At 36.5% G+C, this 17,247-nt stretch carries 35 protein-coding genes and 1 pseudogene; 7 read left to right on the top strand and 29 right to left on the bottom strand.

The features are described 5' to 3' along the window. Positions 1-7: 7 nt before the first annotated feature. The 11 genes and pseudogenes from CDOMF_RS04925 to CDOMF_RS04870 all read right to left on the bottom strand — a co-directional run bounded on the left by CDOMF_RS04925 (position 8) and on the right by CDOMF_RS04870 (position 5,404). Entirely contained in the window at positions 8-1,399 is a 1,392-nt protein-coding gene (locus tag CDOMF_RS04925; protein ID WP_260953016.1) for a DEAD/DEAH box helicase, read from the bottom strand. A 9-nt stretch (positions 1,400-1,408) separates the two neighbouring features. Beyond that, complete coding sequence (locus CDOMF_RS04920) at positions 1,409-1,576, bottom strand: hypothetical protein (RefSeq protein ID WP_260953015.1); 168 nt, start codon at positions 1,574-1,576, stop codon at positions 1,409-1,411. A gap of 11 nt (positions 1,577-1,587) precedes the next feature. Beyond that, positions 1,588-2,517 (bottom strand): DNA-methyltransferase, encoded by a 930-nt coding sequence (locus tag CDOMF_RS04915; protein WP_260953014.1) that lies wholly within the window; start codon positions 2,515-2,517, stop codon positions 1,588-1,590. After that, a pseudogene (gene ssb / locus CDOMF_RS04910) lies at positions 2,514-3,046 on the bottom strand (single-stranded DNA-binding protein). Before ssb ends, CDOMF_RS04915 begins: the two are co-directional and overlap by 4 nt. Then, positions 3,039-3,563, bottom strand: a complete 525-nt coding sequence (locus CDOMF_RS04900) for a hypothetical protein (RefSeq protein ID WP_260953011.1) — start codon at positions 3,561-3,563, stop codon at positions 3,039-3,041. Before CDOMF_RS04900 ends, ssb begins: the two are co-directional and overlap by 8 nt. A 2-nt stretch (positions 3,564-3,565) precedes the next feature. Next, entirely contained in the window at positions 3,566-3,721 is a 156-nt protein-coding gene (locus CDOMF_RS04895) for a hypothetical protein (protein ID WP_260953010.1), read from the bottom strand. A gap of 9 nt (positions 3,722-3,730) precedes the next feature. Beyond that, positions 3,731-4,624, bottom strand: a complete 894-nt coding sequence (locus tag CDOMF_RS04890; protein ID WP_260953009.1) for a hypothetical protein — start codon at positions 4,622-4,624, stop codon at positions 3,731-3,733. A gap of 34 nt (positions 4,625-4,658) precedes the next feature. After that, the gene (locus CDOMF_RS04885; protein ID WP_260953008.1) at positions 4,659-4,865 is read right to left on the bottom strand and encodes a hypothetical protein; all 207 of its coding nucleotides are present in this window, start codon (positions 4,863-4,865) and stop codon (positions 4,659-4,661) included. Beyond that, complete coding sequence (locus CDOMF_RS04880; protein WP_260953007.1) at positions 4,838-5,044, bottom strand: hypothetical protein; 207 nt, start codon at positions 5,042-5,044, stop codon at positions 4,838-4,840. The genes CDOMF_RS04885 and CDOMF_RS04880 overlap by 28 nt, the downstream gene beginning before the upstream one ends. Continuing rightward, positions 5,013-5,156 (bottom strand): hypothetical protein, encoded by a 144-nt coding sequence (locus CDOMF_RS04875; protein ID WP_260953006.1) that lies wholly within the window; start codon positions 5,154-5,156, stop codon positions 5,013-5,015. The genes CDOMF_RS04880 and CDOMF_RS04875 overlap by 32 nt, the downstream gene beginning before the upstream one ends. Before the next feature lie 23 nt (positions 5,157-5,179). Next, the gene (locus CDOMF_RS04870) at positions 5,180-5,404 is read right to left on the bottom strand and encodes a hypothetical protein (protein ID WP_260953005.1); all 225 of its coding nucleotides are present in this window, start codon (positions 5,402-5,404) and stop codon (positions 5,180-5,182) included. Between the two features lie 183 nt (positions 5,405-5,587). Between CDOMF_RS04870 and CDOMF_RS04865 the strand changes: the two genes are divergently transcribed. Continuing rightward, complete coding sequence (locus CDOMF_RS04865; RefSeq protein WP_260953002.1) at positions 5,588-5,767, top strand: hypothetical protein; 180 nt, start codon at positions 5,588-5,590, stop codon at positions 5,765-5,767. Here the strand turns inward: CDOMF_RS04865 and CDOMF_RS04860 are convergent. Together CDOMF_RS04860 and CDOMF_RS04855 are read right to left on the bottom strand one after the other, a co-directional pair. Then, positions 5,736-5,945, bottom strand: a complete 210-nt coding sequence (locus tag CDOMF_RS04860) for a hypothetical protein (protein ID WP_260953000.1) — start codon at positions 5,943-5,945, stop codon at positions 5,736-5,738. The two genes, CDOMF_RS04865 and CDOMF_RS04860, sit on opposite strands and share 32 nt — an antisense overlap. Before the next feature lie 19 nt (positions 5,946-5,964). Next, positions 5,965-6,177 (bottom strand): hypothetical protein, encoded by a 213-nt coding sequence (locus tag CDOMF_RS04855; protein ID WP_260952999.1) that lies wholly within the window; start codon positions 6,175-6,177, stop codon positions 5,965-5,967. A gap of 48 nt (positions 6,178-6,225) precedes the next feature. Between CDOMF_RS04855 and CDOMF_RS04850 the strand changes: the two genes are divergently transcribed. The 5 genes from CDOMF_RS04850 to CDOMF_RS04830 all read left to right on the top strand — a co-directional run bounded on the left by CDOMF_RS04850 (position 6,226) and on the right by CDOMF_RS04830 (position 8,822). Further along, the gene (locus tag CDOMF_RS04850; protein WP_260952998.1) at positions 6,226-6,366 is read left to right on the top strand and encodes a hypothetical protein; all 141 of its coding nucleotides are present in this window, start codon (positions 6,226-6,228) and stop codon (positions 6,364-6,366) included. Positions 6,367-6,745: 379 nt separating this feature from the next. Further along, a complete protein-coding gene (locus CDOMF_RS04845; RefSeq protein WP_260952997.1) occupies positions 6,746-7,132 on the top strand; it encodes a helix-turn-helix domain-containing protein in 387 nt (128 codons plus the stop codon). Between the two features lie 3 nt (positions 7,133-7,135). Then, complete coding sequence (locus CDOMF_RS04840) at positions 7,136-7,435, top strand: hypothetical protein (protein ID WP_260952996.1); 300 nt, start codon at positions 7,136-7,138, stop codon at positions 7,433-7,435. An 88-nt stretch (positions 7,436-7,523) separates the two neighbouring features. Next, entirely contained in the window at positions 7,524-8,516 is a 993-nt protein-coding gene (locus CDOMF_RS04835; RefSeq protein WP_260952995.1) for a helix-hairpin-helix domain-containing protein, read from the top strand. 9 nt (positions 8,517-8,525) lie between these two features. Then, positions 8,526-8,822: a hypothetical protein gene (locus CDOMF_RS04830; RefSeq protein ID WP_260952994.1), complete on the top strand. Its 297-nt coding sequence runs from the start codon at positions 8,526-8,528 to the stop codon at positions 8,820-8,822. A 1-nt stretch (position 8,823) separates the two neighbouring features. Here CDOMF_RS04830 and CDOMF_RS04825 read toward each other — a convergent pair whose 3' ends face one another. Continuing rightward, positions 8,824-11,130, bottom strand: coding sequence for a phage tail tape measure protein (locus tag CDOMF_RS04825; protein ID WP_260952993.1), 2,307 nt, complete (start codon positions 11,128-11,130; stop codon positions 8,824-8,826). Between the two features lie 119 nt (positions 11,131-11,249). Here CDOMF_RS04825 and CDOMF_RS04820 point away from each other — a divergent pair, with 119 nt between their 5' ends. Further along, a complete protein-coding gene (locus CDOMF_RS04820; RefSeq protein ID WP_260952992.1) occupies positions 11,250-11,474 on the top strand; it encodes a hypothetical protein in 225 nt (74 codons plus the stop codon). Between the two features lie 145 nt (positions 11,475-11,619). Here CDOMF_RS04820 and CDOMF_RS04815 read toward each other — a convergent pair whose 3' ends face one another. From CDOMF_RS04815 to CDOMF_RS04745, 15 genes are all read right to left on the bottom strand, one after another. Next, positions 11,620-11,886, bottom strand: a complete 267-nt coding sequence (locus CDOMF_RS04815) for a hypothetical protein (protein ID WP_260952991.1) — start codon at positions 11,884-11,886, stop codon at positions 11,620-11,622. 2 nt (positions 11,887-11,888) lie between these two features. Then, on the bottom strand, positions 11,889-12,119 hold the full coding sequence (locus tag CDOMF_RS04810) for a hypothetical protein (protein ID WP_260952990.1): 231 nt from the start codon (positions 12,117-12,119) through the stop codon (positions 11,889-11,891). Further along, entirely contained in the window at positions 12,116-12,610 is a 495-nt protein-coding gene (locus tag CDOMF_RS04805) for a phage major tail tube protein (RefSeq protein WP_170020591.1), read from the bottom strand. Before CDOMF_RS04805 ends, CDOMF_RS04810 begins: the two co-directional genes overlap by 4 nt. 3 nt (positions 12,611-12,613) lie before the next feature. After that, entirely contained in the window at positions 12,614-12,865 is a 252-nt protein-coding gene (locus tag CDOMF_RS04800; RefSeq protein ID WP_260952989.1) for a hypothetical protein, read from the bottom strand. A gap of 1 nt (position 12,866) precedes the next feature. Beyond that, positions 12,867-13,754: a phage tail protein gene (locus CDOMF_RS04795; protein ID WP_260952988.1), complete on the bottom strand. Its 888-nt coding sequence runs from the start codon at positions 13,752-13,754 to the stop codon at positions 12,867-12,869. A 238-nt stretch (positions 13,755-13,992) separates the two neighbouring features. Next, complete coding sequence (locus CDOMF_RS04790) at positions 13,993-14,403, bottom strand: DUF5675 family protein (protein WP_260952987.1); 411 nt, start codon at positions 14,401-14,403, stop codon at positions 13,993-13,995. Between the two features lie 3 nt (positions 14,404-14,406). Further along, the gene (locus CDOMF_RS04785; RefSeq protein WP_260952986.1) at positions 14,407-14,700 is read right to left on the bottom strand and encodes a hypothetical protein; all 294 of its coding nucleotides are present in this window, start codon (positions 14,698-14,700) and stop codon (positions 14,407-14,409) included. A gap of 3 nt (positions 14,701-14,703) precedes the next feature. After that, positions 14,704-14,928 (bottom strand): hypothetical protein, encoded by a 225-nt coding sequence (locus CDOMF_RS04780; RefSeq protein ID WP_260952985.1) that lies wholly within the window; start codon positions 14,926-14,928, stop codon positions 14,704-14,706. Between the two features lie 2 nt (positions 14,929-14,930). Beyond that, positions 14,931-15,095 carry a hypothetical protein gene (locus tag CDOMF_RS04775; protein WP_260952984.1) on the bottom strand — a complete coding sequence of 55 codons (165 nt, stop codon included), beginning with the start codon at positions 15,093-15,095 and terminating at the stop codon, positions 14,931-14,933. Then, positions 15,092-15,361 (bottom strand): hypothetical protein, encoded by a 270-nt coding sequence (locus tag CDOMF_RS04770; protein WP_260952983.1) that lies wholly within the window; start codon positions 15,359-15,361, stop codon positions 15,092-15,094. Before CDOMF_RS04770 ends, CDOMF_RS04775 begins: the two co-directional genes overlap by 4 nt. After that, entirely contained in the window at positions 15,358-15,774 is a 417-nt protein-coding gene (locus CDOMF_RS04765) for a hypothetical protein (RefSeq protein ID WP_260952982.1), read from the bottom strand. The genes CDOMF_RS04770 and CDOMF_RS04765 overlap by 4 nt, the downstream gene beginning before the upstream one ends. After that, positions 15,771-16,139, bottom strand: a complete 369-nt coding sequence (locus CDOMF_RS04760) for a DUF1353 domain-containing protein (protein WP_260952981.1) — start codon at positions 16,137-16,139, stop codon at positions 15,771-15,773. Before CDOMF_RS04760 ends, CDOMF_RS04765 begins: the two co-directional genes overlap by 4 nt. A gap of 3 nt (positions 16,140-16,142) precedes the next feature. Next, complete coding sequence (locus tag CDOMF_RS04755) at positions 16,143-16,679, bottom strand: DUF4376 domain-containing protein (RefSeq protein ID WP_260952979.1); 537 nt, start codon at positions 16,677-16,679, stop codon at positions 16,143-16,145. Positions 16,680-16,682: 3 nt separating this feature from the next. Further along, positions 16,683-16,895: a hypothetical protein gene (locus tag CDOMF_RS04750; RefSeq protein ID WP_260952976.1), complete on the bottom strand. Its 213-nt coding sequence runs from the start codon at positions 16,893-16,895 to the stop codon at positions 16,683-16,685. Continuing rightward, positions 16,888-17,238 carry a hypothetical protein gene (locus CDOMF_RS04745; protein WP_260952975.1) on the bottom strand — a complete coding sequence of 117 codons (351 nt, stop codon included), beginning with the start codon at positions 17,236-17,238 and terminating at the stop codon, positions 16,888-16,890. Before CDOMF_RS04745 ends, CDOMF_RS04750 begins: the two co-directional genes overlap by 8 nt. Between the last annotated feature and the right edge of the window lie 9 nt (positions 17,239-17,247).

The following is a 17,247-nucleotide window of genomic DNA, read 5'->3' as shown; positions in this document are numbered from 1 at the left end:
TTACTCCTCAACTCACTTTTAAAAACTCTGGCATAGCCATAGCCATTTTTGGCTCATACTCTGTTTTGATCGTTTTTGTCCGCCTTATCTCTCTTTGAATCATCTCTTTTGTTTGCTCCAAAACCCCGCTTATCATCTTTATAAACTCTTCTTCTTTGCGCTTTATATTAGATATTACATTGGCTTCCGCTTCACTAGTGACTATATAGCAATCCACATCTCGCTTTTGGCCATATCTATAAACTCGCCTCAAGCTTTGGAAAAATCCCTCAAAGCTATCCGATAAGCTCGCATATATTACATTTTTACAATGCTTTTGCCAGTTCATTCCAAACCCTGCTATTTTTGGCTTTGTGATTAAAACTCTTATCTTGCCTTCTGCGAAGTCCTGCATAGCTTTAGCCTTAAACTCATCGCTATCGCTACCTTTGACCTCAACACTATCTTTTATGAGATCCTTTAGCATCTTTCCTTCATCATTTAGCTCACACCAAACCAAGAAGTTATCATCGCTAGAGTTACAAATTTTAGCAACAGCCTCACACCTATCTTTTATGCTATCTCTCTTTGCTTGCCTACGCTCCGTTAAGGTTTGTGCAGCCACAGCAAAAAGCGAAGTAGTGCTTGCATGCTCTACTTCTATGTGATGCATAGTTAAATTTGGCAGCTTAAATTTTTCATCTTCCGCTTTAGAGTATCCAAGATCGCTAGGCTTTGTAAAAAATGCAGCCCAAGTGCTTATAAATTCCCAAAAAGGCCTAACCGCATGCCCTTTTAATATCCAATTTGAAGTATCTCCACCATCATGTATAAAATACATAGATAGCATTTCACTTAAGCTCATTATGTTTAAAAATTCTGTATGATTACCTAGCTCCGTATAGTCATTTGGCGATGGCGTTGCTGAGCATGCGAGTTTGTATGGAGTAGATTTAAAGCTCTGTATAATTAAATCTCTGCTTTTAGATGTATAGCTTTTGATCCTACTGCTTTCATCTAATACAAGCGCTACAAACTCGCACGGATTAAATTTATCGAGCTTCTCGTAGTTTGTTATGTTAATACCATTAATCACATCTTTGGCACTTTCACAATATTTAACGTCATAGCCTAGTATATTTTTTATCTCATTTATGCTTTGATGAGCTACCGCTAAAGGAGCTAATATCAAAACCGGCTTTTGCTCTTTTTTCCAAATTTGATAAGCCCACTCTCCTTGCATAGGAGTTTTGCCACTTCCTGTCATTGCAAATATTGCAAAATGCCCTTTTTTAAGTGCAAGCTGGACTAAATCCTTTTGATGCTCAAAAAGTGCTTTATTTAACTCATCTCTTGATATATCTATGCTTTTAAAAGCTGCCAATCTTCTCTTTGAATTTAAAAAACTTTCATATGTCATTTTTTATCCTTATCTCAAAAAGTCTTCTATATCGCGTTTGACTTCTTCTATTATCTCACGCGCATCTTCGCTTATTTCAAACTCATCAAGCTCGTTTAGCTTGTCAAGCATACCATCTAAAAACTCTCTTACCATCTCATAAATTTTAAAGTTCGCTTCTTGTAAAAATAAATTCATAGCATCGACCTTTAAAACAGACTCTTTTGCTCTCGCTCATTTATGGCCAACTTGCAATTTTTGACCGCAACATTAAAATATGAGCTTTTAAGCTCTATGCCTATGCCTTTTCTACGCATTTTTAAAGCTTGATATACTTCACTACCAATTCCCAAGAACGGAGTAAAGACAATATCGCCTTCATTGCTCCAAAGTTGGATTGCACGTTCTATAACATCAAGTTGAGTTGGAGTCATATGCTTTTCATCCTCATCTTCTCTTCCTTCTTTGGTTAGGGTTTTACTCGGGTTTATATCCATCCACACCGGGCTTGCGTATCTACTCCATACTTCTATGCTGCCGCGATCCAGCCTTCCTTTTTCAGGCTCAAATTTTTCGTTAAAGTTATCCGTGCCGTTATAGTAAGTAAATCCGCCCTCGACAGGCTCTAAATTCTCGCCCGGTTTTCTCATAACGATTAGGTAGTCGGCTAAGCCTTGACGACTCATAGCGCTATCCTTCACTACTTGTTTATGTAAAAGTCCTATCGCCTTTGTGCGTTGCTGAGCTATAACAGGATCTTTCCATATGCAAACTTCACTGTGGAATATAAAGCCTACTTTTTGAAATAGCCTTATAAGCTCGCCTCTTAAATCCCTAATTCCGATAAACCCGTCTTTGCTTTTTGAGGTTGTAGCGTTCATAACATGAAAAGCCATAAGTCGCCCGCTTTTTAACACCCTATAAAGCTCATAAGCCAAAAATTCAAAGTGCATCATAAACTCGCCATTAACCGAATTACTCATATCTCTATCTGAATTGGAATAAGTATAAAGACTATCAAAAGGCGGCGAGTATATGATAAAATGCATACTATCATCGCCAAAATTCTTTATAACTTCACAACTATCGCCGTTATATATGGCGTATTCATCAGATATAACTTGATCCAAAACTTTCATATCAATGCCTTTTTAAAATGGGAAGTTTCATTTACTCTGTCGTATTCTTCATTTAGAATTTCAAGATTACGATCTAACTCTTTGGATTCTTTGGCCTTTTTAGCTACGGGGTTGGCAAAATTCCTAGCATCAGCTACTTTATCATCTACTTCTGTATCATGTCCGTTTTTGGAATATGTATTATTTTGTGTATTTATGCTATATCCGCCATCTCCTCCTAGCATCTCCATATTCTCTACGCCTATCACATGTTTACTTCTGTTTTGCCCGGCAGTATCTCTCCAGGACTCCTGCACTAGTCTGCCCTCAATAAGCAATTTTGAGCCTTTTGATGTATATTGCTTTGCTACTTCAGCCAACCTTCCAAAAAATACTATATCCACAAACATTACATCGCTTTTTTCTCACCATTTAAGACATAATTTCTATTTACAGCTATTGAGCTTTTGCCTATGGCTGTTCCGTTTTGAAGATACCTTAAGTCTATATCTTTGGTTAAATTGCCAATCAAAATAGTTTTATTAAACATGATCTTCCTTTAGGCTTTTGTGTATATCCTCTACTTTTGAGAATAAAAAAGCTAATTTTTCAAAAGCAAATTTAAGATTCTCGTTTTGTATCTCTATCATATATTTTAGTAGTGCAATATCATTGCTTTTGGTGTCTTTTGTATCTTTTTTTTGATATTCTCTTCTTCTTAAAAATATCTCCCACATAGACAAACTCTCAAAAAATATCTCCTTGCCGTTATTTATTGCAAATTCAAACTCATCTTTTACGCCTTCACTCAAGATTGTATATTTCAAATTAGGAACAAATAACGCATCACATTGTCTCAATTCATCAAAACAAAGTTGCATAACAACATCTCTGCTCTTATCTTCATGCTTATTCATAAAACTAAGCACAGGAGAAAATAGCTCATCGCTACTATCAAATTTTTGATTAGCTTGATCTAGGGCTTTGAGAGCTAAATCTCTTACGAATTTTTTATCTTTACCATACTTTAAAGCTGTTTCGTAAGCACTTGCCACATATACTCTCATTTTTAATCCTTTGCTTGATTTTTTGCTTTGATTTTTAAAGCTAGCTTTATATAGTTATTATTTGGGTATCTTTTGCATAAATTCTCAACACCCTCCAATGTAAAATATTTACAAACCTTTAGTGCTTTGATATAAATATCAACATTAAAATCTTTCATCTAAGATCCTCAGTAAATAGTTTTAGCCAAATTTAATCGCCTACGCATATCTTTAAAATATGCAGTCTGCTCATTAAATTTATCAAGACAAACACCAAACGGGAACTCATCGCTTAGCCTTCCCGCTATATCGTCCATCACCTCTATGCACTCTTTAAAACTTTCGTTTTCTATAAAATCAATAAATTTACCCTTGAGCTTAAAGGTGATTTCTAATCGTTTCCATCCCTTAAACTGCTCATTTATTTTTTGCTTGTGATAATTAACCTGTTTGTTATATTTATCATAAAGCAAAATCTTATCGATTGCATAAAACTTGCCGCCCTTAATACCTCTATTGGCATAAAGGCTGGTTTTATAGCTTATTACATCTTCGCCATAATCCTCAACAGCTTCTTTAAACCTTGCCTTTGATTTGTAGCTTATAGACTCTTCGTCTTTGAAATCTACGGCAATATCCCAACTGTAAGGCTTAAAACGCCTCAAGAACTTTCCTAAAATTTGGTAAGTTTTTTTATAAATATCTCTGCTTGGCTGAAAAAGCCCGGCAAAAACAACGCAAACGTAATAGCCAAACTGCTTTTTACGCTTTTTGCAAAGATCGTTTAGCTCAGTTGAGTTTTCAACGACCAACATCGTATTGGTTAGACTTTTTACACCTCTTTTAAAGCTTATGTAGCGGATTTTAAACGGATGCTTTTCATCTGCATCAAAAAGAGGCTTATTGACTCCTTTAAATTTATGCTCCGCATATTCTTTCACTGTTTTATTGCGGCTTACAAGCCTTAATTTGCTTAAAATTTCAAGCTTTTTCAAAAAGCCGTTTAAACTCTGTTTTGGCATAACAAACCTAACGCTATCTATTCCTGCATTTAATACATCATCTATATTGATCTTAGACACGAAGTCCCCTACTGCTAACTACTTATTCCATATATTATTTGTGTCGGTCGTCCATCATCTCCGCTGCTTCATCTAGCTCTTCTTCGCTAAGTTCGCCCATTAACTCTGCTTCAAGTCTTTCTATGGTCTCAACATAACTCTTTTTATTATTTTTCAGATCTCTTATTTGAGACTCCAGTCTTTCTAGGCTACTCTTTGCTTCAAAAAATCTTTTTAGCTTTCTGATAAGTTCTGTTTGCATTTTGTCATCCTTGTTTTGTCTTTTATATCTATAGCAGCACCACCTACACGACATACTATAAAGCCGTCTATGCTTACGTAGTAGTGCGCACCGCTAAAAACCGCTCCGCTTAATCCGTATATCTTTCTCTCTGCCGGAGGTTTGTGCCTATGCGCTAAAATTTGTTTTAAAATTTGCATTATTCGCATTTTTTACCCTTTTTACACCTCTTTTTATGCCATATATAGCACCTTTTGAGCTTGTAGCCACCTCAAATCCCTTTAATGCCATTTTGGCTCTAAAAATAGCCAATTGAATAGCCTTTGTGTTCATTTTTAACTCGCTTTCTTGTTTAGATATATTTTTCCGGCACAAGTTCCGTCGCCTACTTTGACATTGCTGGCCTTGCGCCACTCTATACCATCTGCTTCAAGGACTTTAGCGTTTGCCTTGCCAACAAATCCACCTCTGAGCCCTCCATAAGATATGCCCCTTACCTCACAATACGCTTTTAATGCGTATCGGGTTTTTTCATATATGATTTGTGCTAGAGTTTTCATTAACCCACCTTTCATTCAAATTCACTCTTTAAGCCCCTCTATGCTGCAGAAACCACCACGAATAAAACAACCTAAAGGAGCCAAAACAATGAAACAGACATATCTATTCAACTCGCATCCATAAAAAAGCCCTTTAAGTTATAATTAGACTGCCAAACCAACCTCAACATAAAGAACTTATTTATGGATACAACTACCCAACTAGAAACATTAATAAAGCTTACCGACGAGGCAAACAAACAACGCGAAAGTCTGCTGCGCCGTATAGAAAATATAGAGTCATTCATAAAACACATCAATCAGGAGCTAAACTACCTAAGTAGCGAGCTCACTACTCGCACAACTCAAGACGGCGAAAATTAATTTTTTTTGCCGTTTCTAAAATTTCATCTATGGTTTGGCACTTTTCAAATACGCTATCATCGCCACCGTTTAGCAGATACTTAATTACGCTATTTAAAATTCTGGCTTTTTCCGTTAGCTTCTCAATCTCGTTGTTTGTTTTGCAAAGGCTTATGCAAAGCTCATCCATATTTCTCATCTCACACCCTTTCAAATTTCTATAGTAAAAACCCGTATTTGTCTTTAAATTTACTAACCACATCATCAAAGCTTTTGCAATCATCAAAGAACTCAGGGTCTCTTCCGCTGTTTATAAGCTTTGCTATTTTTGAAGATATTAGTTTTTGCCTTTCTAGCTTCCTGATCTCTTCATCACATTCTCCGATTTTTAAATAAGCCTCTTGCAAAAATTCATGTTTTTTATTTTTCATCTCATCTCCTTTTCGTTATAATTTCACTTAAAAACCAAAGGCTTTAAAGTGGATTTTCTTTTAAATTTCATAGCCGAAACATTCGGCGACACTACACACGCATTCATCGTCGGCTTTGTCGGCGGCTTTAGCTTAGGCTCATACTCAGCTTGGCGTATCTTTAAAGCCAATACCCCCGACCACCTTTAAAACCCTTGAATGCAACCTATACCTTGACGGAGGATACGCAAAGCATAATGCGCAGATAGGTTTTAAGGATACTAAGCCAATAATTGTGTTTTGCGAAAACTACAAAAAGAAAAAATGCACTTTAACCGGCAAAAAATGCCAAGCCTTTACACACTTTTAGTCGAGCATCCCTAAAATCCAAGCCATAAAATGCGCCGTAGCTAGCCCCGCAATCAATCCCAACAATAAATAAAACAAAATCATCGTTTTGCCTTTTTTAAAAGAACTTATCAAAAAATAATATTTTGGTATAATTATTTAATTGATGTTTGAATTATACGTCATTTTTTGTCGTATGTCAATTAAAAATAGCTTAAATATGTCAATAAAAGGCGTATATATGAAACAAAATGTCATAAATATAAGAGAAATAAGAGAAGAAAAAGGCTTAACCCAAAAAGAGTTAGCAGATAAATTGGGAGTATCTCTTAGAACATATCAGAGGTATGAAACAAACAATGGAAGGTTAGATTATAAAAAATTACTAGAAATTTCAAAGCAACTAGGAGTAAGTATGGATAAACTTATGGGATCAAGCATAAACATAGGAAGTGGAAATATAGCCGTAAGCGGATCGGGCAATCAAATAGCCGGCTACAAAACTACAAAGACAAGCAGCCCTAAATTTAAGGAATTTCTTGATCTTTACGAAAGATACGGGAACGAAGTTATACTTGACGGCTTTATAAAAAAATTAAATGCTTTAAAAGAAATTTCAGAAGGATAAAAAATGATAGAGTTTGTTACAAAATATTGGCAGGTTATACTTTCTTTTGCAACTTTGGGTTTCCTTTGGGTTTATATTATTAAAGAAGAAAGAAAGCAAAATCGCAGGATTTATCAAGCCAAAAGGAACGAGGACGTAAGCAGGATAAGCGACGGCGTGGCAAACGGGATATTGACCGTGTTTACAAACGAGGAATTTCTGCAAGCACTAAGAGACGGAGCTTATGTAAAAATAGATATAAACGTTGACGGCTCTCAAAACATAGTTATTGCGGGAAGTCAAAATCAGATTTTAGAGATCTAAATGCTTTTTATTAGAAATAAACCAAACAAAACACAAGAGACTTGTAAGCTTGTAGGCAAAGTTATAAAAAGTATAGTGTAGAGATAGCATGAAAAATAAGATACTTATTACCTTGATATGGCTTTTGATAATCTTAGGTTTTATTATGCTTTTAGGCGGACAAATAGGGGTGTCGATAGGATTTTTATTCGTAGCCTTAATATTTTATGGACAAACCGATAATGCTAAAAAATTAGAAAAAAAGATTAAAGAAGAAAAAGCAAGTAAACAAAATGCTAAAAACAATGATGCAGTAACTGACATGATGAACAGTTTAAAAAATGGAGAATTTACAAAGTTCTCAAACATAGGTGAAACGGTAGAATACCCAGATCCAAGTGATGAAGAAGTTAATGAAGCTAGAGAAATTTCAAGCAATATAGCTACGCCAAAAGAGTTAAGCAGACTAAAACAAAGAGCGTCATATCTTGACTTTGACGATCCACTTCGCATAGCCTATAACATGGCAAGTTATCAAGCTTACGGATACTATGTAAAATTTAAAGATGATTTTAAAAGCCTAAACACTATATTTTATTATGAATCCCCAACTAATAATGTTATACAAAGCATAGGTGAAATAATAACGCCAGAAGCATACAACAGTCTTAATGAGATAGAAAAGAGATTTTTTAAGAAGATTACAATGGAGGACTATAATTATAGCAAAGGACGTTTTAAACAGCTAATAAAAAATGCAATATCAAAAAATTGTATGGCTATACTTAGACTTTTTGAAATATACTACTCGCATGATGAAGACAAAGAGTCGAAATTTAATAACTTCATAGAGAAAAACGACTTTTTAAAAAATGGATTTGAGGCTACAAGTGATTTTTATCAAGAATTTAACACAAAAAAAGAGATGATGATAAAAATTCAAAACTTGCAGGGTTTGCCGGCATCTACGGCTTTTATAAAAGCAGGATATGAAAAATTAGATGATATTAAAAAACTAAGCGATGATGAAATACTAAGTATTAAAGGTATAGGAGCCAAAAAGCTTGAGGAAATAAAAATTTTTTTAAATAATGTCAAATAAGGAGATAAAATGGATAAAGTAACAAAAGGCGAATTTTTGGAAATTCATAAAACAATATTAGAGCAGGGCTTTTTCTGTCATTCAACCAATGATTTAATAAAATATCTAAAGGAGTCATTTAATAGCCTATGCAAAAAACACAACGTTGCCGCCATAAACAATTTGGAGACCTCTACTCATTTCGTCTTTTATACTCAGCAAGAATTTCATACATATTGCATTTATGATGCTAGCAGACTAGACCAGAATGATATAGAAAAAGCTTTTGAAAACTATTTAAAAAATCACAATAAGTCTCAGAAGTAGCCTAATCCCCAAAACTATAACTATTTTCACTAATGGCCAATGCTACATCCTGAGGTGTGGTTTGTGATCCGTATAAATTTATATCTATCTTTTTATTGTCTGTGATAGTCTTTGTGTTTTGATTTGATGCGGCAGCTTGCCTATCTTGGACTACTTTGTCTATTGTGCCTTGAGTAGTTTGCACTGGAATAGGATTTTGATTTGGCTGAGATTTGGCAGGGTTTATAATGTTTTCACTTGATTCAATCCTGTCAGCTCCCTTTAGATTTATCCCCATTTTTTCACCTAGCCACTTACCTATTGCAGAATTTGATATTTTATCAAACACCCACTTTATGCTATCCATGATCCATTTAAGAGGTGTTGATATTAAGCTGATCACGCCAGCTATTGCATTACCTACAGCTTTACCCGCACTCTCAAATCCTTGCAAGCTTTCTTTAGTGGACTCGCTTTGAGAAAAAAGAGAGCTAAAAAAACTCTTTATAGAGCTAAATATAGGCTTTAACGGCTCAAATACAGCCGATATGATTTTTATTATTGGTGTAAAAACGGCAGATATTGATTCAATGAGTGGAGATAGCCCCTCTTTTAATCCTTGCCAAATACCGCTAAAAAATGCTTTTACAGGTTGCCAATATTTGTATATTAAAAATGCAGCCGTGGCAATTGACATGGCTATTATTCCTATAGGATTTGTTAGCATTGCGATACCAACAGCCTTAATTTTTAAGAGCAATGTATTAAACAGTAGCCCAGCTTGGAGTTTTGCGCCTGCCATTGAGAAGCCAAAATTTTTAAAGCTTAAAGAGCAAGTATTTAGCGCTCCGCCTGCCCTTAGGCAATCGATAGGCAATCGCATCAAAATTTTTCTAAATTCGCCACTCATCAAGACAGCCCCATTTACAGCTATTTGTTTTGCTATAAATGCTGCCTTTAGGGCTGTTATTGCCGCTGCTGCACCAAATCCAAATTTTATAAGCCCAGGGAAAGTCTCTGCGAAACTTGAAATTTGATAACTAACCCACTTTATAACATCTATAGCCTTGTTTAAAATAGGTAAAAATACTGACCCAACATTTACTCCTATTTCATTAAAGGCATTTTTCATAAGCTGTAAATTATTTTCAGTCGTTTCGCTACGGGCTTTAAATTCCGATTCCATAGATCCGACTTTCTTCTTGTCTCCACTATATTTCATAGCCCTATCAAAATTATCTATAGCACCTGTAACAAGCGATATATCGTCTCCGAAATTTTTACCGAATATTGAGGTTAAAATTCCTGTTTTTTTAGCCTTTGGTATTGTTGACAAGGTATGTAAAAATCTAGATAAAGCCTGCTGTGGATTTTTTAATATTGCTTGTTTTAGATCTTTACCATCTATACCTATCTGCTTAAATGCATCGGCTACATCCCCACTTGCTGTATCAGCATTATTTAGAACTGTCAACATAGAGTTGATTGCCGTAGATGCAACTTCTGGCGTTTTACCTAAAGCCAAAAAAGCACTTGCAAGACCTGCGGTAGCATCAGCACTAAGCCCAAAATCCTTAGCGTTACCAGCTATTCTGCCTATCGAATTTACAATATCACTGGCTTTTGCTGCAGTGTTGTTTGAGATATGATTTATTGTGTCACCAAGAGCAGCAACCTGACTAACCTTCTCCATACTAAAGATGTTCATAAGTTTTGCCATATTATCACCGGCTTCGCCTGCACTCATATCAAAAGCAACTCCCATCTTTGCGGCAGTTTCTGTAAAATTCAATAAATCTTTTTTATGTATTCCAAGCTGACCGCCGGACGCTGTTATTTGAGCTAGCTCGCTTACACTCAAAGGTATGGTTCTACTCATTTTCATAATTTCGCTTGAGAAGTTTTTTATATCCTCTTCTCCTGTAAAATCAACAACCTTTTTTACATCAGCCATAGAGCTTTCAAAATCAATAGCTGCTGATATAGGCTTACTTAAAACCGCCATAGAGCCTACAGTGGCTATAATCTCCTCTTTAAGCCCGCTTATATTTTTTTTGGCTTCCTCAATATCTAAATTTAGCTTATGAGTCATGGCTTTTTTGATGTCTGAAGTTAAATTTTTGATTTTTGATTGTATTAATTCATTTTTTTCTAAATCAAAAGGATTTATTTTTATCTGCTCCATCCCTTTTTTTAATGCCGCCATAGGAGCTTGTATTGATTTTTCTATCTGATCACTAAAGCTTGTAGCTTGGCGATTGATGGCACTCATCGCCTTATTAAAATCGCTTAAATCCATACCAAAGGTAAGTGTGGCACTCTTACTCATTTTACGCTCCTTTTAGTCGCCAGTAATGCCCATTGCAGGGTCGTTTTGCTCATTTTCAGCCTTTTTTTATCTTTATATTATTAAAATTTAATTATGAATTTATACAATGGAGGGCTAAAATGAATACTATATTTTTCGCTTTTTCAATGCTCGCATTTTATATAATGCTTGCAGTCGGCTTTTTAGCTTTTTTATCATTTTGGTATATTACCGTCCCTCTGGTTTCTGCCTACTTACTTATTAAATACTACTCTAATATTAAAGAGTTTTTAGCTGAAAATAAGCGAATCAAACAGCAAAAAATAGATACTGAAAATTTAAGCTATTCAGATATTAAATTTTAATAATAAATTTACGAGTGGCGACCAAACTAAAGTTCATTTAGCCGCCTAGATATATTGTAGTATTCTACAAAATCATTAAATTCCATTGATAAAATATCACTAAGAGTAAAATGTAGGGTATGCCCTATTAGAGCAAACCCTTCTGCTAGTTTTTTATTTCAATGCCCATAAAATCACTAATATTTTTAGCCAACTCTACCCATTCCCCGACAGGCAAGGAGAGCAAAAATTCGCTATCAAGCTCGCCATCGCTCATATCTATAAGTAAAAGCTTGGCTCTTTCTATGTCATCGCCTTTGCATCTTTTTTCGGCGTTTTGGATTTGTGCTAAGGTTGGAGCCTTAAGCTCTACTGTTTGTCCGTCTGAAAATATGAAAGTCTGTTTTGGTAATTCAATTTTTTTAAGTGGCATGGTTAAATTTCCTTTCTTAATTCATCTATTTGCTTTTTTATCTCATCTCTTTTTGTTACGGCTTCTACTAAATCGTCTGAAACCATCTTAAATTCTCTGACATTAAAGGGCTCGTTTAACAAAGAGACTAAATTTTCTTTTAGTCTCGCGGCTCTTGAACCCCATTTATATACCTCATCTTCTTTTAGTTTAAGAAGCCCAAAGTTATAAATTTTTCTCTCTTCCGGCGTCATGATATATTCTTTCTGATTGGCTCGTATAGATCCTCGCCGTTTACAGAATATATCTTATTTTCAATGTCATAAGTAATTGCAGGCTTTTTATCGACTTCATATTTAACTGTTATGCAGCTCATTTCGATAGTCATATTTGCCTCTTTATTCATCTCAAATTTTGGAGCTTCAAGAACTTTGATATTGCCCGTAAAAGTTGCGATTATAGGAACATGCTTGCCTTCACTACCGCTATGATTAGCCTTTACATATACCTTTTGCTTAACTTTAGTATTTAAAAGACCAAAATACGTTTCACTTACATTATTTACAGTAAATTTTGCAGACAAAGGTTTTAATGTCGGTAATACCAATTCATACTTGCCTATTTCGGAATTCGCCTCAATAGTCTCATGTTCAAATTTTGGCGGCTCAAAATCCACCAGCTCTCCAAAAAGCCCTATGCCGTCTATAAATAAATTTCCACCTGTGATAGCCTGTGCTTTTAACATTTTTTACTCCTCTGTGTTTTTAAGCGTTTCTAGCTCATCTTCATATTCTTTTATTTTTTGCAAAGTCTCGTTTAATAATATATTTTTATTTTTGTAGTTTTGAGTTGTTTCATCCCAGATACTAAATAAAAATTTCCTGTTTAAAAACGATACGATAGCCTCTTTTAGCTCTCCTATGTCTCTGTTTAATTTATGAGCAATCTCTTTTTGTTCTACTATGCGTCCGATCAGTTCATATTTCTTGTTTGCATTCATCTTACAGCTCCTCTATAAGAACTTGAGAATAATCGGTAACGCGGTAAATTCTATTTGTGATGTTTTTGATTAGAGGCATCTCTTGAACTCTATGTTTTATATAAATTTTACCTTCGCTTATAGTCTCGTTTGTGTTTAATTCAGGCGGTACGGTTACTTCAAATCCGACTGCTACGTTATTTGCCACAAGCCTACGATAAAATGCCTCAAGGCTATCCACTACATTTTTAAGCACATCTCGCATTCTTTTATCTATAGCTCTTTTTTGTGCTTCAAATATAGTCTCAATAGCAGTGTAAAAGATCACGTAAGTATGCATGCTAGTAAAATCCTCATCTCTTGTTTCACCACCCCATGCACGAATTCCATCATCAACGTATGCTATGGTTATGCCCTCGCTTCTAAGTCTATCTGCTTCACAATCTACACCCTGAATAAACTCTACACTATCTACTATACCGGTAATGCCCGGAATAACTCTGTTTGAGTATGTCTGCGAAAATCCGTATTCAGTTTCACTCATAACTTTTGCATAAAGAGCTATCAAAAACATACTCATAGGCCTTATTGTTTTATCAACTCTTTTTACTTTTTGATATGTTATGATAGCTGTCTTTGTAGATAGAGTTTGCACTGCAGCTTTCGCGGTTTGTTCACTTGTGGCGTTAACTTCTATAGCATATACAGCTCTTAAATACTCGCCAAGTTGCTTTAGCTTCTCATATACTCCTGTGTCGTTATACTCAGGAGCAGCTATAAATTTTGGCTTGGCCATAACAACACTCTCAGCCTTTTTAAGCTCATCAATAGCAGCTAGGCAAGCTGTTAAATTTTCCTGCTTTGCTGTATCACTATCTCCATTTTGGCTTGGCCTAAAAGAACTTAACACGACTTGCGAATGAAGCCCGCATGCTTTTAGATCATCAAGTGCGTTTTTAATCGTGCCGCCTTCTACTTCTTTAATCGCATCCTCGACGGTACTATAAACGTAAAGCCCTGCAACTAGTTTAGTATCGTCTCCGACTATGGCTATGGGTCTTTGATTGTTTATCTCGTATGGGTTTAGCGAGCCGTTATAAAGCTCGACATTGACGCCGTATTTACTTGGTATTTTTTTACCTCACTTTCTAAAATTTATTTATTATTTCCACTTGTAGCTCTTTGTCCAAAGTCAGAGCTAAAAAACTTTTTAGCGTGCTGAGGCTATTTAAAACGCCCTCGTCGCTAAACGTAGATCCCAAAAGTATGCAGCCCTCGGTGTGTTTGGGATAGTTGCCTGAATGGATCTCTATGTAACGATCTTTTGGCACTTTTTCGTTGTAAAGCACCGGCAAAACGCGGTTAAATCTAGCTGAATGATGCCAAAACACATCATAAGCGCCCTCGGGTATTCGCCTATCTTTACCGCGCGCCGTCGTATCGGGCCCTGCGGGCTCTAGCGTGTAGCCGTCCAAAAAGACTTTATCGTTTAAAAATAGCTCAAATTTGCCGAGCGTGCCGTCTTTTATGTTTTTAAATCTTGTAATTTTTAGCTTCATTTTTTACTCCTCATAACTATCATATCTCCTACCTCCGGCTTTATTCGACACGAAATCGCGCACGAATATCAGCACCTCGCTCCCCATCCAAGCCCCTATCCCGCAAATAGCAAAGCTCACACGCTCGTCTTTGGCAAAGAAAAAGGCTATCTCATAAACTACGTAAGCGCTAAAGCACCCGTCCCACGTTCTTTTGGCTAGCTCCTTTATCCCGCCGCTGCCTCCGTTTTTGATAAAGGCCGTTATTGATCCCGCGCAGCCTATGATCATCACGTAGAAAAGATAGTGCATTTCCACGGACTAGGCCTTAAAAATCGTTAGTAGTTTCGCGGGACTTAGTAGGACGTTTATCACGCCCTGAGTGACCGCCCAGGCCGTGAGGGCTATGTCTTTGTTGTAAAAAAGGCGCTCATAAAAGCTATACGCGGCGATGCTAAAAAGTATAATAAACACCGCACCCAGCGCCAGCACTAGCCAACGCCTAAATTTACTTTTTGGCTCGGGTAAAAGCTTAATTTCGCTCATTTTTACTCCTTGACCGACTCATACTCTTGCGATGCGCAGCCCTTCAAAAGCTCCTCGCACGTTTTATAATATTCCATCAACTCGCGCGCGGTTTGTATATCCTCATAATCGTATTTTGGCTTATTTGGCATTTTATTTATACAACGTATCGGCACTAATTTATTCATTTTGCACATCCTTTCAAAAGCCTATCCGCCTCTACCGCATACCCCATCAGCTCTTTAAACGTCTCGGGCTCGCTCGGGTCGTATTCGGGCGGCGTAGGCAAATCCTCGCGCTTTATGCAAGCTATGGGGGTTTTTACCTCCTGATACTCCGTGCGCGTGATGATTTGGGGCTCTTTGCTTGCGCAGCCGCCGAGAAATAATCCGCAAGCGATAACTAAAGCAACGGTTCGGTATTTCCGAACGGCTCGTTTACTTTCCCGATTCATTTTCTCTCCTTAAAGGACTTAGCCGTTACCGCCGCCGCGTCCTCGTAAAATTTCAGCTTCTTTTCGCACGCGTCGTCCTTGCTAGGCGCGGCAAGCTTTTTAAATCTCGCCTTTGCCTTGTTTGCTTCCTTGATAGCGTCTTGCGTTTTTACTTCGAGCGCTTCAAATTTGGCGTTTTGAGTCTCTAATTTGTCGCCGCAAGCTTTTAAATTCGACTTTTCTATGTCGCGACTTATTTTTTCGGCGGCGAGCTTTATGTTTAGATCGCTTATTTTTTCAATCATGGAATCGTTTGAAATTTTAAAAAATACGCACGATCCTATTATGATTCCGACTAGCGCGCAAACTATCGCAAGCCATATTTTATTACCGCCTACAAAACTCGCGACGGTGGATAAAACGGTTTTTATCATTTTTCTCTCCCATACTTTAGCTTATGGTAAATACGGACGCAGATATAAAATAAATTTTGAGTAAAAGCGCCGGCTCCGCACTCTCTCAAAGCCTCTTTTAGTTTAAGATCGGCAAATTTAAAACCTTCGTTTTTGCTTTTAAATTTGTCGTTTTGTATGGTCTGATCGCTTAGATCGCAAAGGTAGTCGTGCAAAACGATAGCCTTTAGGTATTTTGGGATAAAGGGCGGATAAAAGATATAAAAAACTCTAGGGATATTCGCTCCGTTGGTTTTATACCCTTTGGGTATCGTTATGCCTAAAATTTCAAAATCCTGCGTAAGTTCGTATCTGTTTTCGCAAAGCGGCGTAACGTTTAAGTCCATCTATCACTCTCCAAAATCTATATTTACGGCATTTAGCTCGGTTTCGTCTTTGGCGTCCTCGATCATCTTTTCAAGCTGCCATTTTTTGGAGTATAAATTTATGCCTTTGGTTTGTATCGCCGTTTTAACGGCCTTTAGTTGCGCTAGGTCTAAATTTTTACTCGTATTGTCGAACATCCTAAAAGCTATCGTTCCGCTTTTTCCGCACAAGTCGATCAGCGTCATTACGTTTATGAGATATTGCACGCCCGCATCTACGTCGCCTATGCCGTCTACGTAAACCTTGCTTTTAGATACGGCCTCGTTAAATTTAGACGTTAAAACGCCTTTTAGATACCCCTTTCTACCTTCGATGCTAGCTTTAAAGCTGTTTGCCTCGCTTAAAAGCATAGGATTTAGCTCGCTTGTGATTTCTGCAAAAAACCAAGCTTCATCATCGCTACTAAACGGTTTATCAGTCTGTGGATTTATACTTAACGCCTTTGTCTCGCCTCTATCTTCATAATATATAGTCTTATTTTTTATCTCTTTGTATTGCATATTTTATCCTTGAATACTCACTTCTATGATATTGACTATTTTCGCATTTGTGTTCATTGCTTTAGCTGCAGCTTCTGCCTCAGTCCTAAAAGTTCCTGCCGGAAATATTAGTTTTGATATAGGTTGCCCACTGGTTGTAGTAGAAAGCCCAATATGCGCTATCCATATATACCCACTAGGACAAATACTGCCTGCATTTCTTATTATTTTACGCATTTTCCAACTCCTCGTATTTAACTAAATAATTTAAATATTTTTGAGTGCCTTGATTGCCACTCGTTTTTATGATTAGCTCTTCATCGCTTGAAATATATAGCGGTGTAGCAGCTCCACCAATAGCAAACTCACCAAGCGCTAAAACTACATTGCCGCTTGTCTTTTTTGATATAAATAAAGCTACATTATCATGCACAGCCTCGGTTTTGTTCAACTTTGACGTCTGAACTACCGTAAAAAAATCAAGTGCTGTTACTATTATAGTTTTACCGTCAATGCCGCTAATTATCGTATGACTTGATTCTTTTTCCAAAAACTTATCTTTTACTCTTTTAAATTTCATCTTTTATCC

It is taken from the genome of Campylobacter sp. RM16187 (genome assembly GCF_025319965.1).
In the GTDB taxonomy this organism is placed as follows: Bacteria; Campylobacterota; Campylobacteria; order Campylobacterales; family Campylobacteraceae; genus Campylobacter_A.
Note: the sequence above shows the minus strand (reverse complement) of the source record. Positions and strands in the feature narration are given on the sequence as shown.

Bases quoted from the DNA above. Each gene is read 5' to 3' on its own strand.
- CDOMF_RS04925 (WP_260953016.1), bottom strand. From the start codon at position 1,399: ATGACATATGAAAGTTTTTTAAATTCAAAGAGAAGATTGGCAGCTTTT.
- CDOMF_RS04920 (WP_260953015.1), bottom strand. From the start codon at position 1,576: ATGAATTTATTTTTACAAGAAGCGAACTTTAAAATTTATGAGATGGTA.
- CDOMF_RS04915 (WP_260953014.1), bottom strand. From the start codon at position 2,517: ATGAAAGTTTTGGATCAAGTTATATCTGATGAATACGCCATATATAAC.
- CDOMF_RS04900 (WP_260953011.1), bottom strand. From the start codon at position 3,563: ATGAGAGTATATGTGGCAAGTGCTTACGAAACAGCTTTAAAGTATGGT.
- CDOMF_RS04895 (WP_260953010.1), bottom strand. From the start codon at position 3,721: ATGAAAGATTTTAATGTTGATATTTATATCAAAGCACTAAAGGTTTGT.
- CDOMF_RS04885 (WP_260953008.1), bottom strand. From the start codon at position 4,865: ATGCAAACAGAACTTATCAGAAAGCTAAAAAGATTTTTTGAAGCAAAG.
- CDOMF_RS04880 (WP_260953007.1), bottom strand. From the start codon at position 5,044: ATGCAAATTTTAAAACAAATTTTAGCGCATAGGCACAAACCTCCGGCA.
- CDOMF_RS04870 (WP_260953005.1), bottom strand. From the start codon at position 5,404: ATGAAAACTCTAGCACAAATCATATATGAAAAAACCCGATACGCATTA.
- CDOMF_RS04865 (WP_260953002.1), top strand. From the start codon at position 5,588: ATGGATACAACTACCCAACTAGAAACATTAATAAAGCTTACCGACGAG.
- CDOMF_RS04860 (WP_260953000.1), bottom strand. From the start codon at position 5,945: ATGAGAAATATGGATGAGCTTTGCATAAGCCTTTGCAAAACAAACAAC.
- CDOMF_RS04855 (WP_260952999.1), bottom strand. From the start codon at position 6,177: ATGAAAAATAAAAAACATGAATTTTTGCAAGAGGCTTATTTAAAAATC.
- CDOMF_RS04845 (WP_260952997.1), top strand. From the start codon at position 6,746: ATGAAACAAAATGTCATAAATATAAGAGAAATAAGAGAAGAAAAAGGC.
- CDOMF_RS04840 (WP_260952996.1), top strand. From the start codon at position 7,136: ATGATAGAGTTTGTTACAAAATATTGGCAGGTTATACTTTCTTTTGCA.
- CDOMF_RS04835 (WP_260952995.1), top strand. From the start codon at position 7,524: ATGAAAAATAAGATACTTATTACCTTGATATGGCTTTTGATAATCTTA.
- CDOMF_RS04830 (WP_260952994.1), top strand. From the start codon at position 8,526: ATGGATAAAGTAACAAAAGGCGAATTTTTGGAAATTCATAAAACAATA.
- CDOMF_RS04825 (WP_260952993.1), bottom strand. From the start codon at position 11,130: ATGAGTAAGAGTGCCACACTTACCTTTGGTATGGATTTAAGCGATTTT.
- CDOMF_RS04820 (WP_260952992.1), top strand. From the start codon at position 11,250: ATGAATACTATATTTTTCGCTTTTTCAATGCTCGCATTTTATATAATG.
- CDOMF_RS04815 (WP_260952991.1), bottom strand. From the start codon at position 11,886: ATGCCACTTAAAAAAATTGAATTACCAAAACAGACTTTCATATTTTCA.
- CDOMF_RS04810 (WP_260952990.1), bottom strand. From the start codon at position 12,119: ATGACGCCGGAAGAGAGAAAAATTTATAACTTTGGGCTTCTTAAACTA.
- CDOMF_RS04805 (WP_170020591.1), bottom strand. From the start codon at position 12,610: ATGTTAAAAGCACAGGCTATCACAGGTGGAAATTTATTTATAGACGGC.
- CDOMF_RS04800 (WP_260952989.1), bottom strand. From the start codon at position 12,865: ATGAATGCAAACAAGAAATATGAACTGATCGGACGCATAGTAGAACAA.
- CDOMF_RS04790 (WP_260952987.1), bottom strand. From the start codon at position 14,403: ATGAAGCTAAAAATTACAAGATTTAAAAACATAAAAGACGGCACGCTC.
- CDOMF_RS04780 (WP_260952985.1), bottom strand. From the start codon at position 14,928: ATGAGCGAAATTAAGCTTTTACCCGAGCCAAAAAGTAAATTTAGGCGT.
- CDOMF_RS04775 (WP_260952984.1), bottom strand. From the start codon at position 15,095: ATGAATAAATTAGTGCCGATACGTTGTATAAATAAAATGCCAAATAAG.
- CDOMF_RS04770 (WP_260952983.1), bottom strand. From the start codon at position 15,361: ATGAATCGGGAAAGTAAACGAGCCGTTCGGAAATACCGAACCGTTGCT.
- CDOMF_RS04765 (WP_260952982.1), bottom strand. From the start codon at position 15,774: ATGATAAAAACCGTTTTATCCACCGTCGCGAGTTTTGTAGGCGGTAAT.
- CDOMF_RS04760 (WP_260952981.1), bottom strand. From the start codon at position 16,139: ATGGACTTAAACGTTACGCCGCTTTGCGAAAACAGATACGAACTTACG.
- CDOMF_RS04755 (WP_260952979.1), bottom strand. From the start codon at position 16,679: ATGCAATACAAAGAGATAAAAAATAAGACTATATATTATGAAGATAGA.
- CDOMF_RS04750 (WP_260952976.1), bottom strand. From the start codon at position 16,895: ATGCGTAAAATAATAAGAAATGCAGGCAGTATTTGTCCTAGTGGGTAT.
- CDOMF_RS04745 (WP_260952975.1), bottom strand. From the start codon at position 17,238: ATGAAATTTAAAAGAGTAAAAGATAAGTTTTTGGAAAAAGAATCAAGT.